At 58.2% G+C, this 18606-nt stretch carries 18 protein-coding genes; 13 read left to right on the top strand and 5 right to left on the bottom strand.

Features of this window, described 5'->3' with window-relative positions; all coding sequences use genetic code 11:
• Positions 1-21 precede the first annotated feature (21 nt).
• The 5 genes from nudF to parE are packed head-to-tail and all read left to right on the top strand — an operon-like array spanning position 22 to position 4430.
• Positions 22-654, top strand: a complete 633-nt coding sequence (gene nudF, locus DG357_RS19385; protein WP_028014443.1) for an ADP-ribose diphosphatase — start codon at positions 22-24, stop codon at positions 652-654.
• Positions 651-1073 carry a DUF1249 family protein gene (locus tag DG357_RS19380; protein WP_003862516.1) on the top strand — a complete coding sequence of 141 codons (423 nt, stop codon included), beginning with the start codon at positions 651-653 and terminating at the stop codon, positions 1071-1073. The genes nudF and DG357_RS19380 overlap by 4 nt, the downstream gene beginning before the upstream one ends.
• Before the next feature lie 27 nt (positions 1074-1100).
• A complete protein-coding gene (gene cpdA, locus DG357_RS19375; protein ID WP_028014441.1) occupies positions 1101-1928 on the top strand; it encodes a 3',5'-cyclic-AMP phosphodiesterase in 828 nt (275 codons plus the stop codon).
• A complete protein-coding gene (yqiA, locus tag DG357_RS19370; protein WP_041908103.1) occupies positions 1928-2509 on the top strand; it encodes an esterase YqiA in 582 nt (193 codons plus the stop codon). Before cpdA ends, yqiA begins: the two co-directional genes overlap by 1 nt.
• Before the next feature lie 28 nt (positions 2510-2537).
• A complete protein-coding gene (parE, locus tag DG357_RS19365; RefSeq protein ID WP_028014439.1) occupies positions 2538-4430 on the top strand; it encodes a DNA topoisomerase IV subunit B in 1893 nt (630 codons plus the stop codon).
• 83 nt (positions 4431-4513) lie between these two features.
• Here parE and DG357_RS19360 read toward each other — a convergent pair whose 3' ends face one another.
• Positions 4514-6652: a TonB-dependent siderophore receptor gene (locus tag DG357_RS19360; protein ID WP_088204281.1), complete on the bottom strand. Its 2139-nt coding sequence runs from the start codon at positions 6650-6652 to the stop codon at positions 4514-4516.
• Positions 6653-7037: 385 nt separating this feature from the next.
• Between DG357_RS19360 and DG357_RS19355 the strand changes: the two genes are divergently transcribed.
• Genes DG357_RS19355 through DG357_RS19335 form a run of 5 tightly spaced genes read left to right on the top strand, consistent with a single transcriptional unit; the run spans position 7038 to position 11699 of the window.
• Positions 7038-7850, top strand: a complete 813-nt coding sequence (locus DG357_RS19355) for an ABC transporter ATP-binding protein (protein WP_028014437.1) — start codon at positions 7038-7040, stop codon at positions 7848-7850.
• The gene (locus DG357_RS19350) at positions 7847-8830 is read left to right on the top strand and encodes a FecCD family ABC transporter permease (RefSeq protein WP_108780347.1); all 984 of its coding nucleotides are present in this window, start codon (positions 7847-7849) and stop codon (positions 8828-8830) included. Before DG357_RS19355 ends, DG357_RS19350 begins: the two co-directional genes overlap by 4 nt.
• Complete coding sequence (locus DG357_RS19345; RefSeq protein WP_088204279.1) at positions 8827-9867, top strand: FecCD family ABC transporter permease; 1041 nt, start codon at positions 8827-8829, stop codon at positions 9865-9867. Before DG357_RS19350 ends, DG357_RS19345 begins: the two co-directional genes overlap by 4 nt.
• Before the next feature lie 9 nt (positions 9868-9876).
• Positions 9877-10827 (top strand): iron-siderophore ABC transporter substrate-binding protein, encoded by a 951-nt coding sequence (locus DG357_RS19340; RefSeq protein ID WP_088204278.1) that lies wholly within the window; start codon positions 9877-9879, stop codon positions 10825-10827.
• On the top strand, positions 10824-11699 hold the full coding sequence (locus DG357_RS19335) for a MurR/RpiR family transcriptional regulator (RefSeq protein ID WP_028014433.1): 876 nt from the start codon (positions 10824-10826) through the stop codon (positions 11697-11699). The genes DG357_RS19340 and DG357_RS19335 overlap by 4 nt, the downstream gene beginning before the upstream one ends.
• Positions 11700-11739: 40 nt before the next feature.
• Here DG357_RS19335 and DG357_RS19330 read toward each other — a convergent pair whose 3' ends face one another.
• Positions 11740-12579 (bottom strand): helix-turn-helix transcriptional regulator, encoded by an 840-nt coding sequence (locus DG357_RS19330; RefSeq protein WP_041908113.1) that lies wholly within the window; start codon positions 12577-12579, stop codon positions 11740-11742.
• A gap of 166 nt (positions 12580-12745) precedes the next feature.
• Here DG357_RS19330 and DG357_RS19325 point away from each other — a divergent pair, with 166 nt between their 5' ends.
• From DG357_RS19325 to DG357_RS19315, 3 genes are read left to right on the top strand one after another with little or no spacing between them, the layout of a single operon-like run.
• Positions 12746-14560 (top strand): DUF2264 domain-containing protein, encoded by a 1815-nt coding sequence (locus DG357_RS19325; RefSeq protein ID WP_088204277.1) that lies wholly within the window; start codon positions 12746-12748, stop codon positions 14558-14560.
• Positions 14561-14592: 32 nt separating this feature from the next.
• Entirely contained in the window at positions 14593-15858 is a 1266-nt protein-coding gene (locus DG357_RS19320) for an oligosaccharide MFS transporter (RefSeq protein WP_048959951.1), read from the top strand.
• A gap of 17 nt (positions 15859-15875) precedes the next feature.
• Positions 15876-17063 carry a glycoside hydrolase family 88 protein gene (locus tag DG357_RS19315; protein WP_088204276.1) on the top strand — a complete coding sequence of 396 codons (1188 nt, stop codon included), beginning with the start codon at positions 15876-15878 and terminating at the stop codon, positions 17061-17063.
• Between the two features lie 32 nt (positions 17064-17095).
• Here DG357_RS19315 and lysM read toward each other — a convergent pair whose 3' ends face one another.
• The 3 genes from lysM to DG357_RS19300 form a co-directional block, all read right to left on the bottom strand.
• The gene (gene lysM, locus DG357_RS19310) at positions 17096-17536 is read right to left on the bottom strand and encodes a peptidoglycan-binding protein LysM (RefSeq protein WP_028014428.1); all 441 of its coding nucleotides are present in this window, start codon (positions 17534-17536) and stop codon (positions 17096-17098) included.
• Positions 17537-17621: 85 nt separating this feature from the next.
• Positions 17622-17936: a putative quinol monooxygenase gene (locus DG357_RS19305; RefSeq protein ID WP_008502984.1), complete on the bottom strand. Its 315-nt coding sequence runs from the start codon at positions 17934-17936 to the stop codon at positions 17622-17624.
• Positions 17937-17967: 31 nt separating this feature from the next.
• Positions 17968-18549: an NAD(P)H-dependent oxidoreductase gene (locus DG357_RS19300; protein WP_048959949.1), complete on the bottom strand. Its 582-nt coding sequence runs from the start codon at positions 18547-18549 to the stop codon at positions 17968-17970.
• Positions 18550-18606: the final 57 nt, after the last annotated feature.

The raw sequence follows: 18606 nt of genomic DNA, 5'->3' as shown, positions 1-18606 counted from the left end.
ATTGCTACCAGGACTCGACTCATGCAAAAACCAGAAAAGTTGCCCGTGACATTCGCCAAAAACGATGTAGAAATTATTGCACGAGAAACGCTTTATAGCGGTTTTTTTTCGATGGATCTTTACCGTTTCAGGCATCGCCTGTTCAACGGTGAAATGAGCGGCGAAATCAGACGTGAAATTTTTGAGCGCGGGCATGCGGCTGTCTTGCTACCCTTTGACCCAGTGCGTGACGAAGTCGTGCTGGTGGAGCAGATCCGCATTGCCGCGTATGACACCAGTGAAAGCCCGTGGCTGCTGGAGATGGTGGCAGGGATGATCGAAGAGGGCGAGTCGGTTGAAGACGTCGCCCGTCGCGAGGCGCTGGAAGAGGCCGGGCTGGTGGTAGGCCGCACAAAACCGGTGTTGAGCTATCTGGCGAGTCCGGGTGGCACCAGCGAACGCTTATCCATTATGGTGGGCGAAGTGGACGCCACGACCGCAGAAGGTATTCACGGTCTGGCTGATGAAAACGAAGATATTCGGGTTCATGTGGTGAGCCGGGAACAGGCTTATCAGTGGGTAGAAGAGGGGAAAATCGACAACGCAGCGTCTGTCATCGCCCTGCAATGGCTGCAGCTGCATTATCAGACATTACGAAACGAGTGGAAAAAATGAAGCGCTATACGCCTGACTTCCCAGAAATGATGCGCCTGTGCGAAACCAATTTCGCACAGCTGCGCCGCCTGCTGCCGAGAAACGACGCACCCGGCGAAACGGTAAGCTATCAGGTGAGCAACGCGCAGTATCGGTTAACGATAACAGAATCAACGCGCTACACTACGCTGGTGGAAATAGAACAAACAGCGCCCAGCATCAGCTACTGGAGCCTGCCGTCAATGACGGTGCGTCTCTATCATGACGCGATGGTCGCTGAAGTGTGTTCAAGTCAGCAGATCTTTCGCTTCAAGGCGCGGTATGATTATCCGAATAAAAAGTTGCATCAACGCGACGAAAAGCATCAAATTAACCAGTTTTTAGCCGACTGGCTAAGATATTGTTTAGCACATGGAGCAATGGCGATTCCGGTTTGTTAGCGTCATAAACCTACCTAAGGACACCATTTGGAAAGCCTGTTGAACCTGACTGTTGCTGGTGGGGCGCCAGTCAGGATATTACAAATCACCGATACCCACCTTTTTGCCGAAAAGCATGAAACTTTGCTGGGGGTTAATACCTGGGAGAGTTATCAGGCGGTACTGAGCGCCATTCACGCTGAACATCGCGACTGCGACCTGATTGTCGCAACGGGCGATCTGGCGCAGGACCAGTCCTCCGCGGCCTACCAGCATTTTGCTGAAGGCATCGCGAGCTTTAGCGTGCCTTGCGTCTGGCTGCCCGGAAACCACGATTTCCAGCCCGCAATGTACAGCTCCCTTCAGGATGCGGGGATTTCTCCGGCGAAGTGCGTATTTGCGGGTGAACAGTGGCAGATCCTGCTGCTGGACAGCCAGGTATTTGGCGTCCCGCACGGTGAATTAAGCGAGTTTCAACTCGACTGGCTGGAGACCAAACTGGCTGCCGAACCTGAACGTCATACGCTGCTGTTGCTCCATCATCATCCGCTGCCGGCGGGCTGCAGCTGGCTGGATCAGCACAGCCTGCGTAACTCCGCGGCGCTGGATAGCGTGCTGGCGAAATACCCGCGCGTGAAACACCTGCTGTGCGGACACATCCATCAGGAACAGGATCTCGACTGGAACGGACGCCGCATGCTGGCGACGCCTTCAACCTGTGTGCAGTTTAAGCCGCACTGCGCCAACTTTACGCTGGATACCATCGCGCCAGGCTGGCGCTGGCTGGAACTGCATGCCGACGGCACGCTGACCACGGAAGTCTGCCGTCTGGCAGGCGCAGAGTTCCGCCCGGATACCGCTTCAGAAGGCTACTGATGTCTACGCTCCTTTATCTGCACGGATTCAACAGCTCGCCGCGCTCCGCAAAAGCGACGCAGTTTCGCCAGTGGCTGAGCGAGCATCACCCCCACGTTGAGATGATTATCCCGCAGCTGCCGCCGTACCCGGCGGAGGCGGCGGAAATGCTCGAATCGATCGTGCTTGAACACGGCGGTGAATCCTTTGGCGTAGTCGGCTCATCGCTGGGCGGGTACTATGCCACCTGGCTCTCACAATGCTTTATGCTGCCCGCCGTTGTGGTTAATCCGGCGGTACGGCCATTTGAGCTGCTGAGGGACTTTCTTGGCGAAAACGAGAACCCCTACACCGGGCAGCAATATGTGCTAGAGTCACGCCATATTTACGATCTCAAAGTTATGCAGGTCGACCCGCTTGAAGCGCCGGATCTCATCTGGCTGCTGCAGCAGACGGGTGATGAAGTGCTGGATTACCGCCAGGCAGTGGCGTATTACGCCTCCTGCCGCCAGACTATAGAAGAGGGCGGAAACCATGCTTTCACGGGCTTTGAGGATCATTTCACCCAGATTGTCGATTTTCTTGGACTGCACAGCCACTGACAATCAATGCGAATTGCTAGTTTAAATCATGACGCAAACCTATAACGCTGATGCCATTGAGGTACTCACCGGGCTTGAGCCGGTTCGCCGCCGCCCGGGGATGTATACCGATACGACGCGCCCGAACCATCTGGGCCAGGAAGTTATTGATAACAGTGTGGACGAAGCGCTGGCGGGCCATGCCAAACGCGTTGACGTCATCCTGCACGCCGATCAGTCGCTGGAGGTCATCGACGACGGTCGCGGCATGCCGGTGGACATCCACCCGGAAGAGGGCGTGCCTGCCGTTGAGCTGATTCTCTGCCGACTGCACGCGGGCGGTAAGTTCTCCAACAAGAACTATCAGTTCTCCGGTGGTCTGCACGGCGTGGGGATTTCCGTGGTGAACGCCCTGTCCAAACGCGTGGAAGTGAACGTCCGTCGCGACGGCCAGGTCTACAACATCGCGTTTGAAAACGGCGAGAAGGTGCAGGATCTGCAGGTTGTCGGCACGTGCGCTAAACGCAACACCGGCACGAGCGTCCACTTCTGGCCTGACGAAAGCTTCTTCGACAGCCCGCGTTTTTCCGTTTCTCGCCTGACGCATCTGCTGAAAGCCAAAGCGGTACTGTGCCCGGGCGTGGAAATTACCTTTAAAGATCACGTCAACAACACCGAGCAGACCTGGTGCTACGCCGATGGCCTGAACGACTACCTGTGCGAAGCGGTAAACGGCCTGCCAACGCTGCCGGAAAAACCGTTTGTCGGTAACTTTAGCGGTGATACCGAAGCGGTGGATTGGGCGCTGCTGTGGCTGCCGGAAGGCGGCGAGCTGCTGACCGAAAGCTACGTTAACCTGATCCCAACCATGCTCGGCGGTACCCACGTCAACGGCCTGCGTCAGGGACTGCTGGACGCGATGCGTGAGTTCTGCGAATACCGCAACATTCTGCCGCGCGGCGTGAAGCTCTCGGCGGAAGATATCTGGGACCGCTGCGCCTACGTGCTCTCCGTGAAAATGCAGGATCCGCAGTTTGCCGGTCAGACCAAAGAACGTCTGTCATCGCGCCAGTGCGCGGCGTTCGTCTCCGGCGTGGTGAAAGATGCGTTTACCCTGTGGCTGAACCAGAACGTTCAGGCGGCTGAGATGCTGGCTGAAATGGCGATCTCCAGCGCCCAGCGTCGTCTGCGTGCCGCGAAGAAAGTGGTGCGTAAAAAGCTGACCAGCGGCCCTGCGCTGCCGGGCAAGCTGGCGGACTGTACCGCGCAGGATCTCAACCGCACCGAGCTGTTCCTCGTGGAAGGGGATTCGGCGGGTGGGTCGGCCAAACAGGCGCGCGATCGTGAATATCAGGCGATCATGCCACTCAAGGGTAAGATCCTGAACACCTGGGAAGTCTCTTCAGACGAAGTGCTGGCCTCGCAGGAAGTGCACGACATCTCCGTTGCGATCGGCATCGATCCGGACAGCGAGGATCTGAGCCAGCTGCGCTACGGCAAGATCTGTATTCTCGCGGATGCGGACTCCGATGGTCTGCACATCGCCACGCTGCTGTGCGCGCTGTTTGTGAAGCACTTCCGCACGCTGGTGAAAAACGGTCACGTCCACGTGGCGCTGCCGCCGCTCTACCGTATCGACCTCGGCAAAGAGGTGTACTACGCGCTGACGGAAGAAGAGAAGGCGGGCGTGCTGGAGCAGCTTAAGCGTAAGAAGGGCAAACCAAATGTGCAGCGCTTTAAAGGGCTGGGCGAAATGAACCCGATGCAGCTGCGCGAAACGACGCTGGATCCGAACACGCGCCGCCTGGTGCAGCTGACGATCAGCGACGAAGACGAACAGCAAACCAACGCCGTGATGGATATGCTCCTCGCCAAGAAACGTTCGGAAGACCGACGTAACTGGCTGCAGGAGAAAGGGGATATGGCGGATATTGAGGCCTGATGCCCTCACCCTAACCCTCTCCCACAGGGAGAGGGAATGGATCGTAGGCCCGGTAAGCATTAGCGCCACCGGGCTTTTTTACATCAAAACTCCATCTTCACCGTAAACTGCACTTCGCGCGGGTCGCCAATCTGGTTGCCCAGGTTGTTGGTCGCAATCGACGACGTGTAGTAGGTCTTATCAAACAGGTTCTTCACGTTCACCTGCAGCGTCACCGGATACTGCAGCTTCATCTTATACGCCGCAAACGCATCCGCCACGAAATAGCCCGGCAGATAATAATCCGCACCGTTGGTCGCCGAGCGGCGGCTTACGCCGTGCCCGCCGCCGCCGAGCGTCAGGGTATTCCCGGCAAACGCATTATGAATGTCGTACGTCAGGAACAGGGAGCCGGTATGGCGCGGCACATTCGGCAGCGGTTTGCCCGCGTAGTCCGGGTCCTCCAGTACCTTCGCGTCGGTATAGCCGTAGCTGGCGATAATATTGGTGTTCTCGGTCAGCGAGCCTGCGAGATCCACCTCCACGCCCTGAGAGCGCACGCGGCCCGCGGTTTTGGCGATGGTTTCGCCCCCAATGCTTTCGGTATACAGCACGTTGCGCTTGTGAATATCAAACAGCGCGATATTGGCGGTAATGCCGTCGAACAGATCGAACTTTGCGCCTACTTCGTACGCGTTTGAGGTTTCCGGCGGCAGGTCGCCAATGTAGCTCGCAATGGACGACTGCGGCATAAACGTCTGCGAATAGTTGGCAAACAGCGAGACTGCTGGCGTCAGTTTGTAAACCAGCCCCAGCTTCGGCGTCCACTGCTCGTCGCGGCTATCGGTATTGACGTTAAACGGACGACCTTTGCCCGCGTACTGAGTGTAATACTGGTAGCGCAGCCCGGCGACGGCGATCCATTTATCCGTCAGGTACAGGGCATCCTGGGCGTAGGCCGAGTAGCTCTCCTGCTTGAGCGTCTGGTCGCTGTCAGCGGCGGAGACGGTTGTACACTCGTCGAGTTTGCCGTAAACCGGATTATAGATATTGAAACCTTTGACGTTCTTACAGCGCATCATGTCCGTGCGCAGCAGATCGTAATTTTCATACGACACGCCGGTGAGGATCTCATTATAAAAGCCCGCGATATCCACGTTGCCCTGCAGATCCGCACGGGTGCTGTGCATGCGCTGGGTCGAGCCCTGGGTTGCATCCACCCGGCGGGTCAGGGTGCCGGTTTTTGAATCGTAGGCCATGACGCGGGCCTGGTTGTCAGTGTATTTATCCTGGCTGTAGCTGTAGTCGAACTTCGCGGTCCACTGGCTGTTGAGGCGGTATTCCGCGTTAAGCTGAGCGAGATCGGACTGCCCGTCGGTCACGTTAAACGGCTCGTCAAAGCGGGTTTTGCGATCGACGTCGACGGCCTTTTTAGTGTTGAGATCGAAGATCGTTCCGCGATCGAACGGCGTCTTATAGTCGCGATGCGAATAGAGCACGCTCACGGTGGCATCGTCGCCGAACCAGGTCAGCGACGGGGCGATAAACGTGCTGCGTTCGTTGCCGAAGTTGCGCCAGTAATCTTCGTCCTGATACTCGCCCGTGAGGCGATACGCCAGGCGCGTGCCCTCAATCGGACCGGTGACATCGATCTGTCCGGTGCCGCCGCCAAAGCTGGAAGAGGTGGCAGAAATCGAGCCACCGAAGATTTTCTCCGGGCGCTTCGTGACGACGTTAATCAGGCCGCCCGGATCGAGAATGCCGTACAGCGTTGAGGCCGGGCCTTTCAGCACCTCCACGCGTTCGGTTGCGGCGTTAAAGCTGCGCGGCAACACGGTGCGCAGGCCGTTGGTCATGATCGAGCCGTCGCGGTTTGCGCCAAACCCGCGGCGCACAAAGGCATCCTGCGTACCGCCCAGAGTGTTGGTCTGCACCACGTTGCTGACGTTATAGAGCGCTTCATCGAGCGTGGTGGCGTGCTGATCCGCCAGCACCTTATCGCTGACGGTATTCACCACCTGCGGGATATCCAGCATCGGCATGTTGGTCAGCGTGGCGGTGGAGGTATTCAGCGGCTGGTAGCCGTTGGTGGCATCCGCCGTAGCATTTGGATCGGCGGTGACGGTAAGCGTTTCGCCGTCTTTAGCCGTGGTGTCTGCTGCCTGCGACAGCGGCGCCATAAACAGCAGTGAAAAGAGCGCGCGCCCTTTTATCCCAGAGAGTGAAGGTGTGAACGTAGCCATTACAACTATTATCCCAAAATATCCGTGAAGCACCTTCACGGAAGAACCTGTGAGTCATTGCCCTTTATGGTCTGCCCGTTAGCCAGAACTGGCATCGAACATGTAATTGAGAATCATTCAATCATGCGGAAATGTAGTAGTAAATGAAAAAAGATAAAAATCGGCTACATCTCTGAAACGCAACGTAAAAGCGCAGTGGTAGCCTTTTAATTAATTGAAAATTAATTCTTTATTGTTTTACCGGTCAGTGTAGTAACGCACCGTTATCCCTGGTTTTTTCAGGGTGTTTCTTCCCTTGACTACTACATGGCGCGGCCTCAAACTCTCAAAAGAGAATGATTTTTATTTATATTTGTTTCCCTTTTTTTATTACGTTGGCATGCACGTGGCTCACAACACGACAAAACCGGGTCTGGTTCTGGAGAATCTTTCTGCCGGTTATCAGAAAAAAATCATCGTTGATGATATTTCCCTTGCGATTCCCCAGCAGAAAATCACCGTTCTGGTGGGGGCGAACGGCTGCGGAAAATCCACGCTGCTGAGTACCATCGCGCGTTTGCTTCAGCCGCTTGGAGGCGCGGCGGTTCTCGACGGCAAGGCGATCCACGCGCAGCCGACGAAAGCCGTCGCCCGCCAGCTTGGCATCCTGCCGCAGTCTCCGCTGCTGCCGGAAGGGTTAACCGTCTTTGAGCTGGTCTCGCGCGGGCGTTTTCCCTGGCAGAACGTTATGCGCCAGTGGAGCGACGAGGACGAGCAGGCGGTGGAGGAGGCCCTGCGCCTGACCGGCACGGCCGAGTTTGCCCACATGCCCGTCGAAAGCCTGTCCGGCGGCCAACGTCAGCGCTGCTGGATCGCCATGGCGCTGGCGCAGCAAACGCCCTATATCCTGCTGGATGAACCCACCACGTTCCTCGATCTCCGGTATCAGGTGGAGATCCTCGAACTGCTGCATACGCTGACGCGCGAGCACGGACGTACCGTGGTGGTGGTGCTGCACGATCTCAACTTCGCCGTGAGCTACGGCGATTCGCTGGTCTTTTTACGCCAGGGAAAAGTCGAGGGCGTACTGCATGAAGGGGACGCCTGCACGCCGGAGCTGATTAAAGCGGTGTTTGATGTCGACGTGCATATGTCCATCAATCCGCTGACCGGTAAACCGTTCTTTATGCCGTTTCGCCAGGTCGCAAAACAGCCATGATGCGCACCTCTCTGGCTTTCCTGATGTTCGCCCTGCTGCTTGCAACCGGCGCGATTGCCCATCTGGGGATCGGCGCCCGCTTTATCGCCCCGCAAACGGTGGTGGAGGCCATCCTCCACTTCGATCCGCGCAATTTCGACCATAACATCATCATCAAGCTCAGACTGCTGCGCCTCTGCGCCGCGATGGTGGCGGGGGCCGCGCTCGGTGTGGCGGGCGTGCTGCTGCAATCCACGATCCGCAACCCGCTCGGCGAACCGCATATTCTGGGGCTCAACGCCGGGGCGGCGCTCGCGGTGGTGCTGACGAGCGCGCTGGGGATGACGCTGCCGTTTGGGCGCCCGCTGATTGCCGCCGCCGGAGCCGCGGCGCTGTTTCTGCTGGTGCTTACGTTCTCCTCGTCCGGACGCACCGGGCTTACGCCGATGAAGGTCACGCTGTGCGGCGTGGCGATGTCGGCGCTTGCCTCGTCGATTACCGCCACGGTGCTCATCCTCGATGAACAGACGCTGCTCGCCATGCGCACCTGGCTGGCGGGGGATTTAGCGGGGGTCAGCGTTGAAACGATTGCCGCTGCCCTGTGGGTGTCTGGCGTGGGCTTTGCGCTGGCGCTCTGGCTGTCGCCCTCGCTCAACATGCTGGCGCTGGGCGACAGAATGGCGCAGGGGCTTGGCGTATCGCTGCTGAAAACGCGGCTGCTTGCCCTGATGGCCATCGCGCTGCTCTGCGGTGCGGCGGTCTCCCTCGCCGGGCCGATCGGCTTTATCGGCCTTGTGGTGCCTCAGCTCGTTCGCCGTCTAGTGTCGGTCGATCTGCGCGTGATGGTGCCGCTGTCCGCCCTGTGCGGGGCGCTGGTTCTGCTGCTGGCGGATATCGCTGCCCGCACGCTGTTTTCGCCCTGGGAGCTGGCAACCGGCATCATGACCGCGCTGGTTGGCGCCCCGGTCTTTATCTTCATGGCCTCGAGGATGTTTAAATGAACCGCGCCGGACTGCGTGCGCTACGCGTTGGCACCTTCTCGGCGCTGGTCCGCCCAAAGGCGCTGGTATGTCTGGTCATCCTGACGCTGGCCGCCTGCCTGCTGACGGGGTTTGGCCTGACGCACGGCTCTCTGCCCATCCCCACTTCCGCCATCGGGCGCGCGCTGTTTTATCCAGAAAGCCTGACGTCAGAGACGCGCTACATCGTGATGGATATCCGCCTGCCGCGCCTGCTGATGGCGGCGCTGTGCGGTGGGATGCTCGGCATGGCGGGGGCGGCAATGCAGTCCATTACCCGCAATGGCCTGGCCGATCCGGGGCTTATCGGGGTGAAAGAGGGCTGTAGCGCGGCGGTACTGCTGCTGATATTTCAGTTCCCGGCGCTGGGCCTGGCCTGGCGGCCGCTGGTTGGCATGGTCGGGGGGCTGCTCACCGCGCTGCTGGTGGTGGCTCTGGCGCGCGATATCTCACGTCCGCGATTCATCCTGATCGGCATCGGCGTGTCGTGGGTCTTTGCCGCCGCAATGGGCGTCTTTATGACTACGGCGGACGTGCGCGACGTGCAGACGGCGATGCTATGGCTGGCGGGCAGCCTCCACGCGGCAAACTGGACGCTGGTCTGCATTGCCGCTGCCTGGGCGCTTCCGGCGTTTGCGCTGCTGCTGTTTACCGCCCGCGCTGCGGACGTGGCGCTGCTTGGTAACCACACCGCAGCGGGCCTTGGCGTGCGCACAAACCGGCTGGCGCTTCTAAGGGTTCTCGCCCCGGTAGTGCTGACGGCGGCCTGCGTCTCCTGCGTGGGCAGCATTGGTTTTGTCGGGCTGATTGCGCCGCACATGGCGCGCCTGCTGCTCCGCGGCGGGCAAACGGCGCTCCTGACGGGTAGCGCCGTGCTGGGGGCGCTGCTGGTGCTACTGGCGGATAACGTCGGGCGGCTGGCATTCCTCCCGCTGCAGCTGCCGGCGGGAATTGTGATTTCACTGATTGGCGGACCGTTTTTCCTGCTGCTGCTCTGGCAGCGTCGGGACAGATTTTAGGGGATTAACATGCGCATACTGTTTTCATTGCTGTTGCTGGTGGGGTTTGCGGCGAGCGCGACCGAGCCGACGCAGACGTTTACTGACGATCTGAACCGTAAGGTGGTGGTGCCGGTGCATCCGAAACGGATCGTCTCGCTACACGACCTGGACATTACTATTCCGCTGATTGAGCTTGGCGTACCGCCGGTGGCGAGCCATGGCCGCACCCGGCCGGACGGCAGCCATTTTCTGCGCTCCAGCGGCATGTTGACCGGCGTCGACTTCGATAATTCCGACATCAAGTTTATCGGCACTGCGGATATCGACATTGAAGCCATCGCCGCCGCAAAGCCTGACCTGATCATTACCGAGCCGACGCGAAATACCCCGGTGGAACAGCTGGAGAAAATTGCCCCGACGGTGAGTATCGATCATCTCGATGGCGGCGCACCGGAGATCTACCGCAAGCTGGCGCAACTGACGGGCACGCAGGCGCGGCTCAAGGTTCTGGAGCGGCGCTATCAGGAGCAAATTAAGGCGCTGAAAGCGACTATTGATACCCGCAAAGTGAGCGTGTCGGTGATTCAGGCCAATCAGGGGAAAATCAACGCCATGCACAGCTATCACTCGCTGGGCCGCGTGCTGCGTGATGCCGGGTTCACCTTCCCGCCGCTGATTGAGTCCATCCCGGAAGAGGGACGCATTGACGTCAGCGCCGAGCGGCTGCCGGAGCTGGATGCGGATTTCGTTTTCGCCACCTGGCGCGGGGATACGGGCGGCAAACCGCAGGATGAGCTGGCGGCGATGGATGCGGTGATGCCGGGCTGGTGTCAGTTCCTGAATGCCTGTCGGACCGGACATTACGTGCTGATCTCGCGTGAAGAGGCCATCTCAAACTCGTTCGCCTCATTAGGGCTGATGGCCGCGCAGGTCCAGTCGCAGATTGCCGGACGTCCGCTGCCGGAGGCGTCACGATGAGCCGTAAAGTTGATCTCTTCGGCGACCGCCTCCGCTCCCGGTCGCACCAGCTCACGCCGCGCCTGCTGCAGGTGGCGCGCTATATCAATGAAAATCGTGAAGCGGTGATGGAGCAGACGGCAATGGAGATCGCGACGCTGCTGAAAACGTCGGACGCTACCGTCGTTCGCGCCATCCAGGCGCTGGGTTTCGCCGGGCTGCGCGATCTCAAGCAGACGCTGGAGCAGTGGTTTGGCCCGGTCGTGACCTCCAGCGAAAAGATCTCCACCACGGTGAATACGCTGACCAGCGACGTCAATGCGAGCATTGATTTCGTGCTGGAGGGGCATCAGCACACCTGTGAAGTGTTGTCTGAACCCCACAACCGCTTCGCGATGGCGCAGGCGGTCTCGCTGCTGGCGCAGGCGAGGCAGGTTGCCATATTTGGGATTGGCGCGTCCGGGATTTTGGCCGACTACACCGCCAGGCTGTTCAGCCGGATGGGGCTACCCGCCACGCCGCTTAACCGCACCGGAATAGGGCTGGCCGAGCAGCTGATAGGTCTCCAGCGCGGGGATGTGCTGATCATGATGGCGCAAAAATCCGCGCATCGGGAAGGACAGACCACGCTGCGCGAAGCGAAACGGCTGGGGATCCCCACCATTTTGCTCACCAATGCCACCGACTCCCGATTCAGCAAAGAGGCCAGCGTGGTGATCCACGTTCCGCGCGGTGGCGAGAAGGGTAAAATCCCGCTCCACGGCACGGTGCTGCTGTGCCTGGAGATGATTGTTTTATCCGTCGCCTCCACCGAGCCGCAGCGCACCATCAAGTCGATGAAGCGCATCAACGAGCTTCACCGTGGGCTAAAGCCGGGCAAGAAAAGCAGTTGATTGTCTCCCTCTTCCCGCGGGAGAGGGGCGGGTGAGGGTGTCATACCGCACGATGGTTCTTCCGGTACTGCAGCGGCGTCTCACCAATCCCCTTCTTAAACGCGCTGATAAACCAGGTCACGTCAGAAAATCCCACCCGCGCGGCAATCTCCCGCACGCTCGCGTCACTGTGCAACAGGCATTCGCACGCCTTACGCAGGCGGAGCGTGTTCAGGTAGTGGTGGATTTTCTCCCCCGTCTCCGCATGAAATTTTCGCGACACGTAGCTGCGCGATCTGCCCAGTTCCGCTGCCAGTGCGTCGAGGCGGAATTTCTCCTGATAATGCTCGTCCAGCCAGAACATCACCTGGCTGGCGATCCCCGTGCTGCTGCCCGGTGCGCCGGTACGATCGTCAGGCAACATAGCAAACAGGCTAATCAGCAGCCCGGCGATGCTTTCGCTGCTCATCGGCGGCGGATAACAGCTGAACAGATGATCGACATGGCTGTGGCAGTGTGCCAGGTCAACCACCCACGCCTCTGAGCCGCGACGCGAGAGTTTCTCCAGCCGCTGCTGCGTGTGCGGAAAATCACGCAGACACTTCAGCACCGCGTGGTGGTCGAGGTGAATAATCGTGCGCCGGTAAATCGCTTCCGCCTGTTCGTCCACCCTGACTTTATGCAGGGTGAACGGCGGAAAGAAAAACAGGCGTCCGGGGCGCATGGTGTAGTGACGGTTATCGACAATCGCGACGCCAAACCCTTCTTCCACATAGAGAATTTCAAGACACTGATGCCAGTGGTGGTAACGCACCGTGTTAGCAAACAGGCGGCTGAACGACGCTACGGTGTCGTTTAAGGTAATGAGCTCAAGACGATCGGTTATGGGCGCGTCATGCATAGTGCAATAAAACTCAACTTTTCCCCGTCAGAAGAGATTTATAAACCACCTTTTTAAATTTTATCAACCGCAGGTTTATCGAACGTTCTCACCTGTGACGTGGCTAACATTTCTCCACCTTACGCATTCACTATGCTTGGCCGCAGTTGATGACGAGGGTGGAACTATGCGGGCGGAAAGCGAAGAAAAATCAAATCTGTTGTCTTCACGCCAGGACGTCGTGGCGTCTCTGAATACCTTACTTGGCGCGCTGGATAAGCAGTTTCCGGTAAATCATTCGCGGTTCTCGCTGGGTGATACCTGCGCGCACTACGTGACGGATATCGCGCAGATGGAGGGGCTCTCCCGCGCGCTATGGGGGCTGTTTCCGCTGTTGGCTTCGGGCGATGCTTCGCCGTTTAGCGAGAAGTACATGCAGGCCATCAGGATCGGCACCGATCCGCTAAGTCCGGGCTACTGGGGCGAAACCGGTCCGTACGATCAGCGTCTGGTCGAGATGGCGTCCTACGGTCTGGGGCTTTCCCTGCTGGGGAATAAACTCACCGATTGCTTCAGCGAGCGCGAGGTGATGAACCTGCACGCGTGGCTGAATCAGATTACCGACGCGCAGATGCCCGACAGCAACTGGAACTACTTTGCCATTATGGTCCAGCTGGGCTTCAAACGCGCCGGGCTGCCGTACGACCAGGCCGCCATCGACCATCGGTTTGCGCTGATGGAGGCCTATTACCTGGGTGACGGCTGGTATTCCGACGGCGCGGGTCGCCCGAAAGATTATTACATCTCCATGGCGTTCCACTTCTACGGCTTGATTTACGCCACTTTAAGCGGCGACGAGGCGAGGGCGGAGGTGCTGCGCGAGCGCTCGCGTCTGTTTGCGGAGGACTTTATCTACTGGTCCGCCGCGGACGGCGCGTCGGTACCGTTTGGCCGCAGCCTGACCTACCGCTTTGCGATGGTCGCCTTCTGGAGCGCGGTTGCCTTCTCTGAACTTGACGTGTTCACGCCGGGTATTGTGAAAGGCATTATCCTGCGCCACCTCCGCTGGTGGCAGCAGCGGACGATTACCGATCGGGACGGCATTTTGACCCTCGGTTTTGCCTGTCCGAACCTCGCCATGTGTGAGGACTATAACTCTCCCGGCTCGCCCTACTGGGCGCTAAAAAGCTACCTGATTCTGGCGCTGCCGGAGACGCATCCGTTCTGGCAGGCAGAAGAACAGCCGCTGCCCGCGCTGGCGGAGAAGCACGTCATCCCGCACGCGCAGCAGATCCTGATGCATTCGACGAACTCTCAGCACGTCACCATGCTCACCGCCGGTCAGCTGGAGCTGAACAACTACGTCAACACCGAAGCGAAATACACCAAATTTGCCTACTCCAGCCGCTTTGGCTTCACCATTGAGCGCGGGCGCTTTGGCCTGAAGCATGCGGCCTGTGATTCCATGCTGCTGCTGGCGGACGGGGATAACTATTTCCGCGGCCGTCGCGAGTGCGACGCGGTGCGGGTGGATGAAAACTACATCTATTCACGCTGGTCGCCTTGGCACGACGTGCACATCGAGACCTGGCAAATCCCCTTCGGCGAGTGGCATTTGCGCCTGCACCGCATCAACAGCGCGCGCAAGCTGCAAACGGCGGAGGGCGGTTTCGCCGTGATGAAAACGGAGCACCAAATCCGCGCGCGCGGCAGCTATCTGGCGGCAGAGAACGGCAGCAGTGCGATTGTCGATCTGTCGCCTTTCATTGAACGCACCCCGGACAGCATCGTCACGCCGCCGAACAGCAGCATCATGTTCCCGGAGTGCGCCTCCATTCCGCTGTTAAAAACCGATCTCCATCCGGGAGAGCGCTGGCTCTGCTGCGCCGTCATTGCCAGTGAAAAACAGAACGTTGCGGCCGCGCCGCAGCTGGATATGAACCATAACCGGGTCGTAATCCGCGACCCTGGAGGCGAACGTCTGCTGTCGTTCACGTTATAAAAATTCTGACCCTAAACCTCGGCGAGGATGGTATGAAAAATACATCGACAACCAACAGAACCGAATATTACAAAATCAGCAGCTTTATTTTTCTCTATTTCTTTACCTGGTCCGCGAGTATTGGCCTGCTGGCGATCTGGCTGGGTCAAAAAGCGAATCTCAGCGGGACGGTAATTGGAACCGTGTTCGCGGTGAACGGAATATTTTCCGTTATCCTCAAACCCATCTACGGCTATATTCTCGATAAAATCGGCATGAGCAAATACCTGCTCTATTTTGTGGTCGCCATGTCGGCCCTGATGGCGCCGTTTTTTATTTACGTCTATCAGCCGCTGTTAATGTCCAGCACCTTGCTGGGGATTATTATCGGCGCGCTCTATTTAAGCTTTGCCTGGTATGCGGGCGTGGCGGCGTGTGAATCTTATTCCGACCGCTTCAGCCGCTTAAACGGCATGGAGTTCGGGCAAATTCGTATGTGGGGCTCGCTCGGCTGGGCGGTGGCATCGTCCTTCTCCGGCCTGCTGTTCAACCTCTCACCGACCTATAACTTCATTATGGGCAGCGTGACGTCGATCGTGATGCTGGTTGTCCTGCTCAGCCTGAAAGTGAACACTAACTCCGTTCATGCCGATGCGGTACTGACCAAAGAGAAAATCGCCCCGGCAGATGTGTACGCCCTGCTGCGTAACCGTAAATTCTGGGCTTTTTGCCTGTACGTGGCGGGCGTGGCGTGGATGATGTTTATCGCCGAGCAGCAGTTCTCGCGCTATTTCGTTACCTTCTTTGACGATATTCATGAGGGCAACGCGGTATTTGGCTATCTCGGTACCGTGCAGTCGGGCATAGAATTCGTCATGTATATGGTTGTCCCGCTGTTCGTTAACTTTATTGGCGCCAGGCGCGGGCTATTAATTGTCGGGCTGATCGTCGGGGCGCGTTTGATTATTTCCGGGATGTGCGACTCGCATCTGTTAATTTCCGTGCTCAAGCCGCTATACGGTATAGAAATTTGCCTGCTGCTGGTGTCGGTCTTTAAATATATTGCGGAGCATTTCGACAAGCGCGTGAACGCCACCATGTATTTGCTGGGCTATCAGGCGATGCTGTACGTGGGGAACGTGGTGGTTTCCTCGCCTGCCGGATATATGTATGACCGCATCGGCTTTGAACAGACCTATATCATCATGGGGGCGACGGCGCTGATCTTTACCTTTATTTCTGCCTTTACGTTATCCGCCTGCCAGAGCAAATGGCGCGGCCCCCGCCCGCTGAACGTAGCAGAACCTTCATCACGCTGACCACAAGGAACCGAAATATGTTAAGTCGTATCAGAGAGGAACGCCTGTCTGCCATTCCTGCTCCCGTAGACTCGCGCCTGTTTAGCGATGAACTGATCTCTGCGCGTAGCCATGTCCTCGAGCTGATTAGCCGTCATTTAACGGCATTCGGAGAGCAGTTCCCGGCGGAAACCTGCCGGAACGGTTATTACCCGCTGACCGACAACGTAGAGTGGACAACCAGCTTCTGGACCGGCCAGCTGTGGCTGGCGTGGGAGATGAGCGGCGAGGAGAAATTCCGCTCGATGGCGGAAAAACACGTGCGCTCCTTCGGCCTGCGCATCGCCGGGCGCAGCGACACCAACACTCACGATCTGGGCTTCCTGTACACGCTCTCCTGCGTGGCGGCCTGGAGACTTACCGGCAGCCGCGAGGCGCGCGGTTTCTCCCTGCTGGCGGCTGAAGCCCTGCTGGAGCGCTTTCATGAGAAGGCGAAAATCATTCAGGCGTGGGGCGATCTTTCAGACCCGGAGCAGGCCGGACGGATGATCATCGACTGCAACATGAACCTGCCGCTGCTCTACTGGGCGACGGAGCAGACGGGGGATCCGCGCTTTGCTGACGCCGCAAAAGCGCACGTCATGCAGGCGGCAAACTATCTCATCCGCGACGATGCCTCCACGTTCCACACCTATTATATGGACGTGGTAACCGGCGCGCCGCGCTACGGCAATACCCAGCAGGGCTATGCCGATGACTCCTGCTGGTCGCGCGGGCAGGCGTGGGGGATTTACGGCTTCCTGCTGAGCTATATCTATACCGGCGACGAGACGATGATTGCCCTGTCGAAGCGGCTGGCGAACTACTTTCTCAACCGCCTCCCGGAAGACTACGTCTGCCACTGGGATCTGGCGCTGGTGGGGACCGACGCGCTGCGCGATTCGTCCTCGGCGGCGATTGCGGTGTGCGGGCTGCTGGAGCTGGTGAAGCAACTGCCCGTGACGGATCCAGACCGGGAGCGGTATCTGGAGTGGGCCAAAGGCATTATGTCGTCACTGACGAAGCACTACCTGATGGGCAAAGAGGAGAAGGGCACCGGGCTGCTGAAGCACTCGGTCTATCACCTGGCGAGCAACAAAGGGGTGGACGAGTGTGCGAGCTGGGGAGATTACTTCTACGTGGAGGCGCTGGTGCGCTTTACGCAGAGCTGGAAACTGTACTGGTAAAAACGGTCGGGGGGCATCCCCCGACTCGCGGATCACGCTTTAGGAATACGCAGCGTCTGGCCGGGGTAGATTTTATCCGGGCTGGAGAGCATCGGGCGGTTAGCCTCAAAAATCTTGTTGTACTGGTTGGCATCGCCGTACACGGTTTTGGAGATAGCGCTCAGGGTGTCGCCGGATTTTACCGTGTAGTAGGTGGCTTCATCTTTGGCATCGGTCGTGGTGATGTTGTTCTCCACCTCGCTGACGCCCGCGATGTTGCCGACGGCGACCTGGATTTTTTCTTTCTGCTCCTGGGTCAGCCCGTCACCCGTCACGCTGGCCTTGCCGTCGGTAACGTTAACCTGAACTTTGTCTGAACCGGGAATGTTGAGTTTCTTGAGGTGCTCGGTGATTTTGTCGCTCTGACCTTTGTGGTCGGTCAGGTTATCCCATAGCTTTTCGCCTGCTTCTTTCACGAAGTTAAAAAGACCCATTCCATCCTCCTGTTAATCATGAAGTCAGAATAAGCATAGCAGGTCAGAGAGAATTCCCTCCCCGGAAGGAGAGGGAAGGCAGGTTTTAAACCCCTTGCTCCAGAATACGGATGTGGGTCTCCAGCACGTCACCCTTCACCGCATCGCTCCACGCTTTCATGTGCGCGGTCTGCAGGTGTGCTTCAAGGTGCGCGACGGTTTCCCACTGCTCAACCATGATAATGGAGTCTGGCGCAGTGGCCTGGAAGCTTGCGTCGGTAGCGGCGTCCACCATCGGCGCGTAGCCGTGGCAGCCTTCTTCTTTCAGTACGGTTGGGATGATTTTCGCGAACTGATCCAGCACCGCCTGGCGGTGATGTTGACCTGGACGAGTACGGATTTCTGCGATTACTGTAAGCATGGTTACTACTCCTTTAATTCCAGGCTACCAGTTAAGCAAAAATTTTCGCGAGATGCTTGCGATATTCTGCGATATAGCTCGGGACGTCAGGCATTTTAATCACGTCGTTGACGATAAAGGTCGGCAGCGGCTCCATCCCCAGGAACTGGTTCGCCTTGTGGAACGGCAGATACGCGCCGTCTACGCCCACGCCTTCGAAGAACTGATCTTTTTCGGTGAAGGCTTCCAGAGGGGCGTTCCAGGTCAGGGAGAGCATATATTTTTTGCCCTGAATCAGGCCGCCGGAGCCGTATTTTTTAGAGGCATCTGAGCGGGTGCGTCCGTCGCTGGCATACAGCGAACCGTGACCTTCGGTGAAGACGTCGTCCATGTACTTTTTCACGGTCCACGGCGCGCCCATCCACCAGCCCGGCATCTGCCAGACAACCACATCGGCCCACAGGAAGTTCTGCACTTCGGCCTTCACGTCATAGTTGCTGTCCGCGCGCACGACCTTAACATCATGCCCGGCGTCGCGCAGGAAACCGTCCGCGACCTCGGTCAGGGTGTCATTCAGCTGGCCTTTAGAGTGCGCGAACTCTTTCGCGCCGTTGATAATCAGAATATTGCTCATTATTTGTCCTCGGTCATGAGAGTATGCCGGGTATTCTACGCGCGAGGACGGAGCGGA

The sequence above is a fragment of the Enterobacter bugandensis genome (assembly GCF_900324475.1).
GTDB lineage: Bacteria > Pseudomonadota > Gammaproteobacteria > Enterobacterales > Enterobacteriaceae > Enterobacter > Enterobacter bugandensis.
This window is presented reverse-complemented; position numbering and strand designations above follow the sequence as displayed.